Source organism: Microvirga sp. BF8, from assembly GCF_059888585.1.
On record NZ_CM187619.1, the window covers coordinates 2529157 to 2544690 of the forward strand.

14 protein-coding genes are annotated in these 15534 nt (G+C 64.8%); 7 read left to right on the forward strand and 7 right to left on the reverse strand.

Translation table 11 applies throughout. The features are described 5' to 3' along the window. The first annotated feature begins 93 nt into the window (after window positions 1-93). From lptF to AC522E_RS12040, 6 genes are all read left to right on the forward strand, one after another. Window positions 94-1254 (forward strand): LPS export ABC transporter permease LptF, encoded by a 1161-nt coding sequence (lptF, locus tag AC522E_RS12015; RefSeq protein WP_500746501.1) that lies wholly within the window; start codon window positions 94-96, stop codon window positions 1252-1254. A gap of 2 nt (window positions 1255-1256) precedes the next feature. Continuing rightward, window positions 1257-2342, forward strand: a complete 1086-nt coding sequence (gene lptG, locus AC522E_RS12020) for an LPS export ABC transporter permease LptG (protein WP_500746502.1) — start codon at window positions 1257-1259, stop codon at window positions 2340-2342. 33 nt (window positions 2343-2375) lie between these two features. Beyond that, window positions 2376-4922 (forward strand): LPS-assembly protein LptD, encoded by a 2547-nt coding sequence (locus AC522E_RS12025; RefSeq protein WP_500746503.1) that lies wholly within the window; start codon window positions 2376-2378, stop codon window positions 4920-4922. Continuing rightward, a complete protein-coding gene (gene pdxA / locus AC522E_RS12030; protein WP_500746504.1) occupies window positions 4919-5938 on the forward strand; it encodes a 4-hydroxythreonine-4-phosphate dehydrogenase PdxA in 1020 nt (339 codons plus the stop codon). Before AC522E_RS12025 ends, pdxA begins: the two co-directional genes overlap by 4 nt. Continuing rightward, complete coding sequence (rsmA, locus tag AC522E_RS12035; RefSeq protein ID WP_500746505.1) at window positions 5935-6810, forward strand: 16S rRNA (adenine(1518)-N(6)/adenine(1519)-N(6))-dimethyltransferase RsmA; 876 nt, start codon at window positions 5935-5937, stop codon at window positions 6808-6810. Before pdxA ends, rsmA begins: the two co-directional genes overlap by 4 nt. Window positions 6811-6933: 123 nt before the next feature. Further along, window positions 6934-8046, forward strand: a complete 1113-nt coding sequence (locus AC522E_RS12040) for a D-alanine--D-alanine ligase family protein (RefSeq protein ID WP_500746506.1) — start codon at window positions 6934-6936, stop codon at window positions 8044-8046. 12 nt (window positions 8047-8058) lie between these two features. Here the strand turns inward: AC522E_RS12040 and gmk are convergent, their stop codons facing one another. The 7 genes from gmk to fabD form a co-directional block, all read right to left on the reverse strand. Next, window positions 8059-8715 carry a guanylate kinase gene (gene gmk, locus AC522E_RS12045; protein WP_500746507.1) on the reverse strand — a complete coding sequence of 219 codons (657 nt, stop codon included), beginning with the start codon at window positions 8713-8715 and terminating at the stop codon, window positions 8059-8061. Beyond that, complete coding sequence (locus AC522E_RS12050; RefSeq protein WP_500746508.1) at window positions 8712-9599, reverse strand: YicC/YloC family endoribonuclease; 888 nt, start codon at window positions 9597-9599, stop codon at window positions 8712-8714. Before AC522E_RS12050 ends, gmk begins: the two co-directional genes overlap by 4 nt. 76 nt (window positions 9600-9675) lie before the next feature. Next, window positions 9676-11004 carry an endolytic transglycosylase MltG gene (gene mltG, locus AC522E_RS12055; RefSeq protein WP_500746509.1) on the reverse strand — a complete coding sequence of 443 codons (1329 nt, stop codon included), beginning with the start codon at window positions 11002-11004 and terminating at the stop codon, window positions 9676-9678. A gap of 95 nt (window positions 11005-11099) precedes the next feature. Further along, on the reverse strand, window positions 11100-12362 hold the full coding sequence (fabF, locus tag AC522E_RS12060) for a beta-ketoacyl-ACP synthase II (protein ID WP_500746510.1): 1263 nt from the start codon (window positions 12360-12362) through the stop codon (window positions 11100-11102). 66 nt (window positions 12363-12428) lie between these two features. Further along, complete coding sequence (locus tag AC522E_RS12065) at window positions 12429-12665, reverse strand: acyl carrier protein (RefSeq protein ID WP_109597860.1); 237 nt, start codon at window positions 12663-12665, stop codon at window positions 12429-12431. Window positions 12666-12900: 235 nt separating this feature from the next. Next, window positions 12901-13638, reverse strand: coding sequence for a 3-oxoacyl-[acyl-carrier-protein] reductase (fabG, locus tag AC522E_RS12070; RefSeq protein ID WP_500746511.1), 738 nt, complete (start codon window positions 13636-13638; stop codon window positions 12901-12903). 10 nt (window positions 13639-13648) lie between these two features. After that, window positions 13649-14596: an ACP S-malonyltransferase gene (gene fabD / locus AC522E_RS12075; RefSeq protein WP_500746512.1), complete on the reverse strand. Its 948-nt coding sequence runs from the start codon at window positions 14594-14596 to the stop codon at window positions 13649-13651. Window positions 14597-14988: 392 nt separating this feature from the next. Between fabD and rpoZ the strand changes: the two genes are divergently transcribed. After that, window positions 14989-15402: a DNA-directed RNA polymerase subunit omega gene (gene rpoZ, locus AC522E_RS12080; protein WP_500746513.1), complete on the forward strand. Its 414-nt coding sequence runs from the start codon at window positions 14989-14991 to the stop codon at window positions 15400-15402. Window positions 15403-15534: the final 132 nt, after the last annotated feature.

Genomic DNA, 15534 nt, shown 5'->3' on the forward strand with positions numbered 1-15534 from the left:
GCGCAATCTCAAGCTGTTGGAGAGAGCGCCGGTCTTGCCTTTTGGGCATGTGACAGAGTACCCAGGGCCAAGGCGCCGGCCGTGATGGGCTTCATGACACTTCTCGAACGTTATATTCTCAAGATCACCTTTTCGGCATTTGCCGCGTGCCTCATCGCCCTCACCGGGGTGATCTGGATTACGCAGGCATTGCGCGAACTCGATCTCCTGACCGGCAAGGGTCAGACATTGTTCATCTTTTTTACGGTGACAGGGCTGTCGCTTCCGGCCCTGATCAACGTGATTTCGCCGGTGGCCCTGTTCCTGGCGACCCTCTATGCGCTCAACAAGCTCAATGGCGATTCGGAGCTGATCGTCATGAGCGCAGCCGGCATGCCGCCGCGAAGGCTCCTGAGACCCTTCGTGGTTCTGGCGGCCTTCGTGTGTTTCGTCGTGGGCATCATCACGATCTACCTGATGCCGGCAAGCTTCCAGGAACTGCGCAATCTCGTGACCAAGATCCGCGCGGATTTCGTGGCGACCATGGCCAAGGAAGGCCAGTTCATCACCCTCGATAACGGCATCACCTTCCACTACCGCGAGAAATCGGGCGATGCGCTCCTGGGCATCTTCATGCAGGACCAGCGGGTGAAGGACAAGGCAGTGGTCTATCTCGCGGAGAAGGGCCAGACGGTCGAATCGAACGGCCAGGCCTATCTCGTGCTCGAGAAGGGCAGCGTCCAGCGCAAGGAGCCGAACAGCCGGGATTCCTCCATCGTCGCCTTCGAGCGCTATGCGGTCGACCTGGCCGCCTTCAACGAGGAAAACGGGGACATCGTCTACAAGCCCCGCGAGCGGAGCACGACGCAGCTGCTCTTCCCGGACAAGTCCGAATTTCTCTATCAGTACCAGGAGGGACGCTTCCGGGCCGAGCTGCACGACCGGCTCTCCGCCTGGCTCTACCCACTTGCCATGATGACCATCGCCTTCGCCGCCTTGGGCGAGGCTCGGACCACCCGCCAGGGCCGGGGACTGGCCATGGCCTCGGCCGTTCTAGGGGTGGTCGCCCTGCGCATCGCCGGCTTCGCCGCCTCGAGCGCCCTCGTCCGGACACCGCTCGCCGTCATCTGGGTTTATGGTGCCCCCCTCGGGGCCATCGCCATCTCCCTGGCTCTGATTTTCCAGGGCTCCGCGCTGCGCACCCTGCGGTCGAAGGCGGCCAGCCTCCTCCGGAGCATTGTTCCGACGCGCGGCACCAAATTCGAGAAGGCTTGACCATGCTGATCGGCGCCACGCTCGGGGGTTATTTCTCGAGGCAATTCCTGAAGATGATCTTTCTCGTCTTCGCCACGGTCTTCGCGCTCGCCTATACTCTCGATTTCGTCGAGCTCATGCGTCGAGCCGGCGAGGCGGAAGGGGCAACCCCGGCCCTGATGGCCCAGTTGGCCCTGTTCCGCACCCCCGCGATCGCCGAGCAGATCATGCCCTTCGCGATCCTGTTCGGCAGCATGGCGAGCCTCCTCCAGCTCAGCCGCAAGCTCGAACTGGTGGTCGCCCGCGCCGCCGGCGTTTCCGCCTGGCAGTTCCTTCAGCCCGGCCTCCTGGTGGCCCTGCTGATCGGGGTCGTGTCCGTGACGGTCTACAACCCGGTTTCCGCGGTGCTCAAGCAACGGGCCACGAACATCGAGGCCAAGGTCTTCGCCCGCACCTTCCAGCCCAACGGCAAGGCCCTGTGGCTGCGCCAGAAGAGCACCGATGGCCAGGCGATCTTCCGGGCCGAAGGGTCTCTCGCCGATTCGGCGACCCTGACCGGCGTGACGATCTACACCTTCGACAATTCGGGGGCCTTCAGCCAGCGAATCGAAGCGAACGAGGCGACCCTCCACGAGGGCTACTGGGAGATCAAGGACGCGCGGGTCCTCTCGGCTGTCGAGGAACCGCATGTCTACGACCGCTACATGATCGCCTCGAATCTCCAGCCGTCACAGGTCCGCCAGAGTTTCACCGAGCCGGATGCTGTGCCGTTCTGGAAGCTCAAGGAAACCATTGATCGCCTTGAGAAAGCGGACCTCAACACCACCGCCTACCGGCTCCACTACGACGTGCTCCTGGCCCGCCCGCTGCTCTTCATCGCCATGGTTTTCGTAGCGGCATCCGTTTCGTTAAGATTCTTTCGATTTGGTGGTGTGGCGATGATGGTTCTGGGTGGCGTCGCCGCCGGCTTCGTGCTTTATGTCGCCACGGAGCTTATGGCGGAGCTTGGAGCCTCTGGAATCATCTCTTCGGTGGTTGCTGCCTGGCTCCCTGCCATCGTAGGCAGTTTGTTGGGGACTCTCGCCTTATTGTACCAAGAGGACGGTTGAGTTCTCTAGGGAAAGGCCTTGCAAGGAGTGACGATGGTCCGGGTCAAGACAACGATCGCAATGTCTGCGGTCGCGATGGCACTTCTTTGTGCCGTCGGGTCGACGCCTGTTCTCGCTCAGACCCTGAATGAGCGCTTCGGTGCCCAGGCGCAGCCGGGATCCGGGACGGACCGCCTCCTCGTCGATGCCAAGGAAATCATCTACAACAACGACAAGAACACGATCTCCGCCTCCGGCGATGTCCAGCTCAATTACCAGGGCCGGACGCTCCAGGCCGACCGTGTCATCTACGACCGGAATACGGGCCGCGTCTATGCGGAGGGCAATGCCCGCCTGACGGACGAGAAGGGCGGGGTCACCACCGGTTCCCGGTTCGAGCTCACCGACGACTTCAAGAGCGGCTTCATCGATTCGCTCCGCGTCGTGCAACAGACCGTCGACAACGGCGTTCCGGTCACGACCCGTTTCTCCTCGCCCCGCGCCGAGCGCTCGGAGGGTGAGACCACGGTTTTCGAACGCGGCACCTACACCGCCTGCGAACCGTGCAAGGAGCATCCGGAGAAGCCTCCCCTCTGGCAGGTCAAGGCTGCGAAGATCATCCACAACAACAGCGAGCAGACCATCTATTACGAGGATGCGACGCTCGAGGTTTATGGGATTCCCGTTGCCTATCTGCCCTACTTCTGGACGCCGGATCCGACCGTCAAGCGCAAGACGGGCTTCCTGTCGCCGCGTTACGTCTATTCCAGCTCGCTCGGCTACGGCGCGTCGATCCCGTTCTTCTGGAATCTCGCGCCTAATTACGACCTGACATTCACGCCGACCTATCTGAGCCGGCAGGGCCTTCTCGCCCAGGTCGAGTGGCGCCACCGGCTCGAGAACGGCACCTACAACATCCGCGCCACCGGGATTTCGCAGCAGGATCCGACGGTATTTCTGCAATCGCCCCTCGGACCCGGAGACAGGACCGAGCGCGGGTCCCTCGAATCCGCCGGCCTCTTCTACCTCAACGAGCGCTGGAAATGGGGCTGGGACGTCGCGCTTCTGTCGGACAAGTGGTTCCTGCAGAACTACCGCGTGCGCAGCGAGAGCCTGAATGCCATCTACGTGAAGGAGTCGATTTCGACCCTTTACCTGCAGGGCCAGGGCGACCGTTCGTTCTTCGATATGCGGGGCTACTATTTCCAGGGCCTTTCGAGCACGGACTGGCAGAAGCAGCAGCCCGTCGTCCACCCTGTCGTCGATTACAACAAGCGCATTACTCCCGCCGGCATCGGCGGCGAGCTGACCATCGATGCGAACGTTACCAGTCTGTCCCGGCAAGCCGCTCAGTACCAGCAGGTTCCGAAGCAGCTGACCTATCTCTTCGGTCTCTACGAGACCTGCGCCGTGTTCGACAGGAGTTCCTGCCTCCTGCGCGGGATGAGCGGCACGACCACCCGTGCGTCGCTGAACCTGTCGTGGCGACGTGAATTCGTAGATCCCGTCGGCCAGCTCTGGACGCCGTTCGCCTATGTGCGAGGCGACGCCTACAGGATCTCGCCGGACCTGACCGGCTATCAGAACAACGAGTTGCCGAACTTCATCAGCGGCGATGACGATACGGCCTTCCGTGGAATGCCGGCCATCGGCCTCGAATACCGCTTCCCGTTCGTCGCCAGCCTCGGCACCTCGGGCAAGCAGGTGATCGAGCCGATCGCGCAGATCATCGCCCGCCCGAGCGAGACCCGGATCGGCAAGCTCCCGAACGAGGACGCCCAGAGCCTCGTCTTCGAGGATACGTCGCTCTTCGATTGGGACAAGTTCTCGGGATATGACCGGGCCGAGGGCGGCACACGTGCCAATGTCGGCATCCAGTACACGGTGACCGGTGCGAACGATTTCTACGCCAACGTCCTGTTCGGCCAATCCTATCAGGTCGCCGGCACGAACTCCTTCGCGAAACCCGATCTGGTGAATACCGGCCTGGGGTCGGGACTGGATTCGCGCGCCTCCGACTATGTGGGCCGATTCCAGCTGCAACCGAACAAGAACTTCACCTTCGTGACCCGCGGCCGGTTCGACAAGGACAATCTGGATCTGAACCGGATCGAAACCGGTGTGACGGCCAACTTCAATCCCTATATTCCCTTCTCGGCGAGCCTGACCTATGCCCGCTATGCGGCTCAGCCTGAGATCGGCTTCGACCATCGGCGCGAAGGCATCCTGACCTCGGGAACCTGGAACATCACGCCGAACTGGTACGTGACGGGGTCGCTTCTCCTCGATCTTGACCGTTATCTGGTGGCCCGTGACACCTTCGCGCTGCAATACGCCGCCAATCCGACCACGGCCGTCTACAGCCGCCAGAATTCGGTCTATGTCAGCTCCATGTCCGTGGGCCTCGGCTACATCGACGAGTGCACGACCTTCTCGGTGAGCTACTCGGTGTCGCCGCGCGACGTCGCGATCACCTCCGGCGAGAAGGACCGCAACCACACGGTCCTGCTGCGCCTCGAATTGCGCACCCTGGGCGAGGTTTCGTTCAACCAGAGCCTCAGCGGAAGCGAATCCTCGCAAGACGGTGTCGCGACCCAGTGACCGCTTCGGCGCCGTGCCCGCTTCTCCTGACCCAGGGCGACCCCGCGGGAATCGGACCCGAACTGACCCTGCAGGCGTGGCTCCGGCGCAGTGAGGCGGGATCGGTTCCCTTCGCCGTGCTGACCGATCCGGCGTTTCTTGCCGCAGCGGCGCAGTCCTTCGGCTGGAACGTCCCGATAGAGGTCGTCGATCCGGCCGAGACGGCGCCGGTGTTCGACAAGGCGCTCCCCGTCATTCCGCTTGTATCCAGGGTTTCGGCCGAGCCCGGCAGGCCGGACCCGGCGAATGCCCGTTCCGTGATCGAATCCATCGAGACCGCCGTCGCCCTGGTGAACAGCGGGGCCGGCGCGGCGGTCGTCACCAACCCGATTGCGAAGCATGTACTCTACGAGTCGGGGTTCGAGCATCCCGGCCATACCGAGTTCCTGGCCGCCCTGGCGGCCCGTGACGGGGTTACGCCCCATCCGGTCATGATGCTGTGGAGCGAGCAGCTCGCCGTCGTGCCTGTGACCGTGCATATCCCCCTGTCGTCCGTTCCATCCGCCCTGACGACGGACCTGATCGTGCGTACGGGACGCATCGTGGCGCGCGAAATGCGGGACCGGTTCGGCATTTCCCACCCGCGCCTCGCCGTTGCAGGACTGAACCCCCATGCGGGCGAGAGCGGCGCCATGGGACGGGAGGACGGCGAGATCGTCGCGCCGGCGGTCGCGATCCTGAAGGCGGAAGGCATCGAGGCGGTAGGTCCCGTGCCGGCGGACACCATGTTCCACGCCCGGGCCCGCAGCCGTTACGATGCGGCACTCGCCATGTATCATGACCAGGCTCTGATCCCGATCAAGACGATTGCTTTCGATGACGCCGTGAACGTCACCCTGGGCCTTCCCTTCGTCCGCACGTCCCCGGACCACGGCACAGCCTTCGATATCGCGGGCAAGGGCATCGCACGGCCGGACAGCCTCCTCGCCGCTCTGCGGCTCGCCGCCCGCCTCTCCGGGAGGGCGGGTCGGCCATGAGCCAGATCGACGATCTGCCCCCTCTGCGCGAGGTCGTCCGCGCCCACGGACTGATGGCGAAGAAGTCCCTCGGGCAGAACTTTCTGTTCGATCTCAACCTGACAAGCCGCATTGCGCGCTCCGCCGGGTCACTCGAGGGGGCAACAGTTATCGAGGTCGGTCCGGGCCCCGGCGGGCTGACCCGCGCGATCCTGGCTGCGGGCGCGACCAAGGTGATCGCCATCGAGCGTGACACGCGCTGCCTTCCGGCCCTGGCGGAGATCGCCACGCGCTATCCCGGCCGCCTCCAGGTCATCGAGGCCGATGCCCTCGCCTTCGACCCGAAGCCCCTGGTCGGGGACGGGCCCGTGCGGATCATCTCGAACCTGCCCTACAATGTCGGCACCGCGCTTCTGACCGGGTGGCTCACGGGCGAGACCTGGCCGCCGTGGTGGCATTCCCTGACGCTGATGTTCCAGCGCGAGGTGGCGGAGCGGATCGTCGCCGACGAGAGCAGTCCGAAGGATTACGGGCGCCTCGGCGTACTCTGCGGCTGGCGCACCGAGGCGCGCATCCTCTTCGACGTGCCGCCCTCCGCCTTCGTGCCGCCGCCCAAGATCACGTCAAGCGTCGTTCACCTGACGCCGCGCCCGCTGCCCCTGCCCTGCCAGGTTCGAAGCCTGGAGGCCGTGACCCGTGCCGCCTTCGGGCAGAGGCGGAAGATGCTCCGCCAGAGCCTGAAGTCACTGGTGCCCGATCCTGCCGCCATCGTCGCTGCCGCCGGTCTCGATGAAACGATCCGCGCCGAGAACGTGCCCGTGGAAGGCTACGTGGCCCTGGCCAACGCCTTCGATGCGGCCCGCGGCCGGCAGGGCCAGGAACGCCCCGCCTGAAAGCGCCGCACCGGCGTCCGCAGTGAGGGCGCGCTGGCGATTGGTTCATGAGACCTTAACTCCGCCCCCTCCATGATGGGATCATCCGAGCGGCCAGTGCCAGCTCGCGTCAGGGGGACGGGAATGATGCAGCCGCGCAAGAGGATCGGGCTTCTGTTCGGCGGTCGCTCGGCGGAGCATGAGGTCTCGAAGCTGTCGGCGGCCAATATCCTTCGGGCTCTCGATCCGGACCGTTACGACGCCGTGCCGATCGGGATCGGCCGGAACGGGCGCTGGTTGCTCTGCGATTCCGGCAACGGCGCAGGCAGAGGCGCGCAATCCCTGGAGATTCCGGAAGACGCCCCTCAGGTTGCCCTGCTTCCCGGGGGCGCCGGCGAGATGATCGTCCTCGGCAGCGGATCGCACCCGCACTCCCTGCACCTCGATGCCGTGATTCCGGTCCTCCACGGACCGAACGGCGAGGACGGGACGGTCCAGGGCTTGCTGGAGCTGGCAAACGTTCCTTTCGTCGGCTCCGGCGTCCTGGGCTCCGCCGCCGCCATGGACAAGGATGTCGCCAAGCGCCTTCTGCGCGATGCCGGCCTGCCGGTCGTCCCGTTCCTGACCGTGACGACGGGGCAGCCCGTCGATTACCGAGCAGCAGCCGAGGCGCTCGGCACGCCCGATCTGTTCATCAAGCCTGCCAATATGGGCTCCTCCATCGGCGTTTCGCGCGCGACCTCCGCGCAAGAATTCGACAAGGCCTGCGAGCAGGCCTTCCGCTATGACAGCCGGGTCCTCGTGGAGCGCAGCGTCACCGGAGCCCGGGAAATCGAGTGCTCGGTCCTGGAGGACGCCTCGGGAGAGGTCCGCGCCTCTCCGCTCGGCGAAATCGTTCCGGCCGGCAGCCATGGCTTCTACAGTTACGATGCCAAGTACATCGATGCGGACGGCGCACTCCTGCGCATTCCGGCGGAACTGCGTTCGGAACAGGTCGGCCGAATTCAGGATCTCGCCATCGAGACCTTCAGGGTCCTGGGCTGCGAAGGACTGGCCCGCGTCGACTTCTTCGTCGATCCGCGGCAGGAGGAGAGCCTGTTCGTCAACGAGGTGAACACCCTGCCAGGCTTCACGGCCATCAGCATGTATCCGAAGCTCTGGGAAGCGGGCGGCCTGCCACAGGGGGAACTGATGGACGTCCTGATCGGACACGCCGTCGCCCGCCACAAGCGCCGGAACGCCCTCGCTCTGATATAAGGCCGTCCCACCCTACTCGACCGGCTCGGAGAGAATGGAGTCGATGAAGCTCCCCAGCTCCGTCTGCCGCTCCCGGCGCAGGCGTTCGGCCGCGAGGATCGACTTCAGGTCGCTGAAGGTGCGATCGAGGTCGTCGTTGACGAGAACGTAGTCGTAGGAAGCCCATTGGGCGATCTCGTCGCGGGCATTGCGCAAGCGCCGCGCGATCACCTCGGGGGTGTCCTCCGCCCGGCGCTCCAGTCGCGCCTTCAACTCGGCCATGGAAGGCGGGAGGATGAAGACACTGACGACATCGGAGCGCATCTTCTCGACGATCTGCTTCGTGCCCTGCCAGTCGATATCGAACATCACGTCTTCGCCACGGGCGAGAGCCTGCTCCACGGGCTTGCGCGGAGTCCCGTAATAGTTGCCGTGCACCTGTGCCCATTCGAGCAGGTCGCCCCGGTCCCGCATCTCCTCGAAATCGGCGATGCCATCGATGAAGTGATAGTGGACGCCATTGATCTCGGACGGACGCTTGGCACGCGTGGTGACGGAAATGGACAGGCGGATTCCCCTGTCCTCGCGCACGAGATTGCGGGTCAGGGTCGACTTTCCGGCGCCGGACGGAGAGGACAGGATCAGCAGGAGGCCGCGCCGCTTGAGTTCCACCACATTCAACTCCGTCACTCCACGTTCTGAACCTGCTCGCGGAACTGCTCGATCACAGCCTTCAAATCAAGCCCGATCCGCGACAGGGAGACATCGTTCGCCTTGGCGCAGAGCGTGTTCGCTTCACGACCGAATTCCTGCGCCAGAAAGTCGAGCCGCCGTCCCACCGCTCCTCCCTCGGAAAGCAGGCCACGGGCGGCCTCCACATGGGCACGAAGCCTGTCGAGCTCTTCCCGGATATCCGCGCGGGCGGCGATGAGGACCGCCTCCTGGTGCAGCCGTGCCGGATCCAGCGCCGACCCGGCTTCGAGGATCTGCGCCACCTGGGCTTCCAGTCTGGCGCGGATCGCATCCGGCTGGCGGGCCGGGGCCGCCTCGGCCTGATCGACAAGGCTGGAGATCAGGTCGAGCTGCTGCAGCAACACTCCCGAAAGAGCCTGGCCTTCCTGGAGCCGCGCCGCCTTCAGGGATGCAATCAGGCCTGTCACCGCCGCCTTGAGCGCCGGCAGGAGCGTGGAATCCTGCGCTGGATCGGAAACACCCTCGTCGACCTCGACAACGCCGCGGACCCCGAGCAGGCCATCGAGTGAGGCCGGCTTGACCGTCTCCGGCAGCGAGAGATCGCCGATCGCCGCGAGGAGCGATTGCAGCGCATCCTGGTTGACGCGCAGCTTTGCGGCGGAAGAGGCCCGCGTAAGGCTCAGATTGAGCTGGCCCTGGCCGCGGGTCAGAGCCTTGAGGATCTGGCTGCGTGCCTCTTCGCCAATAGCGTCGAGACCCACCGGCGTCCGCACCCTTACTTCGAGCCCCCGACCGTTCACGGTCTTGATCTCCCAGGCCCACTGATAGGGACCTGTGATGCCGGCTTCACGGGCGAAGCCGGTCATGCTCGCAATGGACATGCGGTAAACCTCGGGCGCGTTTGAAAGTTGGCGCGACCATAGTCGCCGGCGCGCCACGCCACAAGCACCAAGCCCCTTACGGCTGGTTCAGGACAGGAACCGTCTTCGCGGAGTTCAGGTCGAAGGTCTTGTTCTTGAGCGGATCCTTCTCGGTCCCCTCGCTGGCATCGAAGGCCTTGCTGCGCTTGCCGTCGGGCGCACCCGTCCCGGGCGGGGAAATCGAACCGCGCATGTCCGCGTCGGGCTCGACGCGGTCCACGTCCGCATCCGGCGTCGCCCGCGTCTTCTCGAACTGCCGCCAGCGGGCGACATTGCGCTGATGCTGGTCGTAACTCTCGGCGAAGGCGTGCCCGCCCGATCCGTCGGCGACGAAATAGAGATCCTTCGTGCGCGAGGGATTGGCCACGGCCTCGAGGGCGGCGCGGCCGGGATTGGCGATCGGCCCCGGTGGCAGCCCTTCGACGATATAGGTGTTGTAGGGCGTCGCGGTTTCGATCTCGCTCCTCATGATGCCGCGCCCGAGCGTGCCTTTGCCGCCGACGAGGCCATACACGATGGTCGGGTCCGATTGCAGCTTCATGCGCTTCATGAGGCGGTTGATGAAGACTCCGGCGACGCGGGGACGTTCGTCGGCGCGTCCGGTTTCCTTCTCGACGATTGACGCAAGAATGACGAGTTCCTGGGGCGTCTTGACCGGAAGCTCCGGCGAACGGCGCTGCCAGATCTGGGTCAATGCCTGGCGATGCGCCGCCTGCATGGAGTTGATGATCTGCTGACGGGTCGTGCCGCGCTCGAACTTGTAGGTATCCGGAAGCAGCGTGCCCTCACGGGGGGTTTCGAGCACGTCGCCCGACAGGATGTCGTTCTCGTAAAGACGCGCGACGATCTGCTGGCTCGTCAGCCCTTCCGGAACCGTAACGGAATGGAGGATGGCCTTGCCCTGGACGAGGGTATCGATGGCCTCCTCGATGCTGGTTCCCGCCTTGAACTGGAACTCTCCTGCCTTGAGTTGGCCGCGCTGCCGGTTGATCAGGGCGTAGACCTCGAACAGCAGAGGCTGGTTGATGACCCCCTCCTGCTTGAGGATGTCGGCGATCTCGTTGGTGCCCGTATTCTTGGGGATGACGACGATCTTGTCGTTCTGGAGCGGGCCCCTGGCCGTGATCTCACGCTGCATCACGCCGAACCCGAAGATCGCTGCGAGGGCGACGGCAATGAAGAGGGTGAGCAATCCGCTGAACACGGACAACATCCCGCCGCGCTTACGGCGAAGCCTCGGCGGTGGCGGCGGTGCCGTCATCGGCTTGATGGCCTCGCTCGGGGAGCGGGGCGCGACGCGCGGCTGCTGGGTGTCCTGGGACGCCGTATCAGCCGGAGGAGGAGCTTGCTTTTTTCTGCCGAACATCACGTCGCTTTTCTGGTGCCTGCCGGCGGGATTCCGGTCCGCAGAACACCCTAATGGGGATTATGGCGAAAAGCCGTAACGCGCCGCCGCGCAGATCATGCCGCGCGACGGAAGACCAGGGAGGCGTTGGTCCCACCGAAGCCGAAGGAATTCGAAAGAGCCACGTTGACCTCCTTCTTCTTCGCTGTGTGGGGCACCAGGTCAATGGCCGTCTCGACGGACGGATTGTCGAGGTTGAGGGTCGGGGGAACGACCCCGTCCCGCATCGCGAGGACCGAGAAGATCGCCTCGACGGCGCCGGCTGCCCCGAGGAGATGGCCGACGGCCGACTTGGTCGACGACATGGCAAGCTTGCCCGCCGCGTTGCCGACGATCCGCTCCACCGCCTTCAGCTCCAGTTCGTCACCGAGCGGGGTCGAGGTGCCGTGGGCATTGATGTAATCGATCTCGGAAGCCGAGATGCCGGCGCGCTTGATGGCGGCGCTCATACAGCGATAGGCGCCGTCGCCATCCTCCGACGGGGACGTGATGTGATAGGCGTCGCCGGACAGGCCGTAGCCGATCACCTCGGCGTAGATCTTGGCGCCCCGCGCCTTGGCGTGCTCGTACTCCTCCAGCACGACGACGCCGGCGCCCTCGCCCATGACGAAGCCGTCGCGGTCCTTGTCGTACGGGCGGGAGGCCCGGGTCGGATCGTCGTTGAAGCCCGTGGACAGCGCCCGGCATGCCGCGAATCCGGCAATCGACAGGCGGTTGATGGGGGATTCGGTGCCGCCCGCCACCATCACGTCCGCGTCGCCAAGTCCGATCAGCCGCGCCGCGTCGCCGATGGCGTGCGATCCCGTGGAACACGCCGTGACCACGGCGTTGTTCGGGCCTTTCAGCCCATGGGCGATGGAAACGTAGCCGCCGGCGAGGTTGATGAGGCGGCCGGGAATGAAGAAGGGCGAGATGCGGCGGGGCCCGCGCTCGATGAGGGTCGCGGACGCCTCGTAGATGCCGCCGATGCCGCCGATGCCGGAGCCGATCAGGACGCCGGTGGCGCATTGATCCTCGTAGGAGGTCGGCTTCCAGCCTGCATCATTAAGGGCCTGGGTCGCCGCGGACATGGCATAGACGATGAAGGGATCGACCTTGCGCTGCTCCTTCGGCTCCATCCATTGGTCCGCGTTGAAGGTACCGTCGGAGCCGTCGCCGGTCGGGATCTGGCAGGCGATCTGACAGGCGAGATCGTCGATCTGGAAACCTTCGATCCTGTTGGCGCCGCTCTCACCCTTCAGGATCCGAGACCATGTCGTCTCGACGCCGCATCCGAGCGGCGTGACCATGCCAAGACCTGTGATGACAACGCGCCTCATACCGTCTCCTGCCCCTTGAACAAAAAAGGGGCGTCGGACGGAATCGCCCGACGCCCGACAGCCTTGTCAGGCCGCATTCTTCTCGAGGAAGCGGATGGCGTCGCCGACCGTCACGATGGTCTCCGCCGCGTCGTCCGGGATCTCGACGTTGAACTCTTCCTCGAACGCCATGACGAGCTCGACGGTATCAAGGCTGTCGGCGCCCAGGTCGTCGATGAAGTTGGCATTGTCGGTCACCTTCTCGGCGTCGACGCCCAGGTGCTCGACAACGATCTTCTTCACGCGATCAGCGACGTCACTCATCGTTTTTTCCTCAGTGGCTGCCGCCTCAGGAACTGGGCGGATTGAAAATGAAACTCAGATCAGCTGCTCAGCTGGTAACGCCGAAACGACTGCCTTATGCCGTGGAAAGCCGCATTTTTCAGCGTCGGTCAACCCCTCCGAGCCGAACGAGCTCATGATTAACACAAGCTTATCGTCTCTGGCGAGGGGTACGCCCACGCTCACGAACAGATTCCGCCTCGGGCCCTAACGGCCTCTAGAACATGGCCATTCCGCCGTTGACGTGCAGCGTGTGGCCCGTCACGTAGCCGGCTTCCGAGGACGAGAGATAGACGACGGAGGAGGCGATTTCATCCCCCTGGCCGAGCCGGCCCATGGGAATCGTCGCCAGGATGGTCTCTTTCTGCTTGTCGTTCAGGGCATCGGTCATGGGAGATTCGATGAAGCCCGGCGCCACGCAGTTCACCGTAATATTGCGGCTCGCCACCTCGGCAGCCAGCGCCTTGGTCATGCCGATCAGGCCTGCCTTGGAAGCGGCATAGTTGCCCTGTCCTGGATTGCCCGTGGAGCCCACCACCGAGCCAATATTGACGATCCGCCCGTAGCGGCGGCGCATCATGCCCTTCACCGCGGCGCGGGAGAGCCGGAAGGCCGCGGTGAGGTTGACCGCGATCACCGTGTCCCACTCCTCGTCCTTCATGCGCAGGAACAGGTTATCGCGGGTCACGCCGGCGTTGTTGACCAGGATGTCGAGACCGTCCATGGCCGATTCCGCTGCAGGAACAAGGGCTTCGACCGAGTCCTTGTCGGACAGGTTCGCCTCGACCACATGCACCCGGCTCCCCAGAGCGGAGGCGAGTTCGTCGAGAGTGCCGCGCCGGGTGCCCGACAGGGCAACGGTAGCGCCCTGGGCGTGCAGCGCGCGGGCGATAGCGCCGCCGATGCCGCCCGTGGCGCCGGTGACGAGGGCCTTGCGGCCGGTCAGATCGAACATGGGCTCTCCTTTATCCCTGCAGAGACGCTTTGAAGGCCGACACGTCATCGGGCGTGCCGACGGCCGTGCCAGTGGCTCCGGGCGCAATGCGCTTCACGAGCCCGGTCAGAACCTTGCCCGCGCCGATTTCATAGAACGAGTCGACGCCCTCTGCCGCCATGAAGGCGACGCTTTCGCGCCAGCGGACTGTGCCCGTCACCTGCCGGACGAGGCCATCGCGGATGGCGGCCGGGTCGGTGACCGGAGCGGCCGTGACGTTGGCGACGAGGGGTACCACGGGCGCCTTGACCGGCACCTCGGCGAGCGCCTCCCGCATCGCCTCGGCGGCCGGGGCCATGAGAGCGCTGTGGAAGGGCGCGGAGACGTTCAGCATCACCGCCCGCTTGGCGCCCTTGCCCTGCGCGATGGCGACCGCCCGCTCCACGGCCGCCTTGTGGCCGGAGACGACCACCTGGGCGCCGCCGTTGTCGTTGGCCGCATCGCAGACCTCTCCCTGAGCCGCCTCTCGGGCAACCTCCAGGGCCGCATCGTATTCCAGCCCCAGGAGCGCGGCCATGGCCCCCTGTCCGACCGGGACCGCGCCCTGCATGGCGTTGCCGCGGATCCGCAGGAGGCGGGCCGTATCGGCGATGGACAGGCTTCCCGCCGCCGCAAGGGCCGAATACTCGCCAAGGGAATGGCCGGCAACGAAGGCCGCATGGGTTTTCAGATCGAGACCGGCCTCGGCCTCCAGCACCCGGATCGTCGCGAGGCTCATCGCCATCAGGGCGGGCTGGGTATTGGCCGTGAGCGTGAGTTCGTCCGCCGGACCCTCCCAGATGAGGGTGGAGAGCTTCTGCGAGAGCGCGTCGTCCACCTCGTCGAAAACAGCCCGGGCCCGAGGGAAGGCGTCCGCCAGAGCCTTGCCCATCCCGACCGACTGGCTCCCCTGGCCCGGGAAGATGAATGCGCGCTTCATGCGAGAACTGCCTTTATTCCAAAGAAACCGGGCGGGACTCGCACCCGGAGGCGGGCAAGTCAAGGTGGAGACCGCGCCCCCTCGCACTTGCGCTGTTCATAGCTCCACCGTCCGCCGTCGTCCAAGCAGACGACGATCCGGCCGGATTCGGTGAAGTTCGCCCACGACCACAGGGCCGTCCATAGGAAAAGAAATGTCAGGACCACGTATCCGAGCGCGCGCGTCATGATACCGCCAAGCCTTGAGGATAACGTAGCGTAACCATTGCGGGCGACGTCGGGTGTGCGGCCCCGCACTAGGTCAAGGGATCGACAACTCCCTTGTTTTCTTGAGCTATCCGGTGTAACGGGAGCCTCTTCCGATTTTCCCAAACCTTGAGAAGGAGCCTCTTCATGGCTCGTGTGACCGTCGAAGATTGCATCGACAAGGTCGACAACCGGTTTGAGCTCGTGCTGCTGGCCAGCCATCGCGCCCGCCTGATTTCCTCGGGTTCGCCGCTCACGGTCGACCGCGACCGCGACAAAAACCCTGTCGTGGCTCTCCGCGAAATCGCGGACGAGACCATCGCTCCGGACGATCTGAAGGAGCAGCTCATCCACTCGATGCAGAAATACGTTGAGGTGGACGAGCCGGAAGCCGAGACCGTGCCGCTCCTGGGCAACACCGCCGCTGCCGCGACGGCGACCGCCCGCAGCGACAATGACACCGATGTACAGTTCGACCGCATGAGCGAGGAAGACCTGCTCCGTGGCCTCGAGGGCCTCGTCCCCCCGAGCAGCAGCGCGGACGACGACGAGCGCGAGTAAGCCTCGTTTCCATGGAACTGCCTAAGAAAGCCCGGCCTCGCGGTCGGGCTTTTTTCATGCGCGGCACATTTGGCCCCGGAGAAACCTTGCGGTTGTCCGGCCTTCCACAATATCCTTTTAACTTCAGCCAGC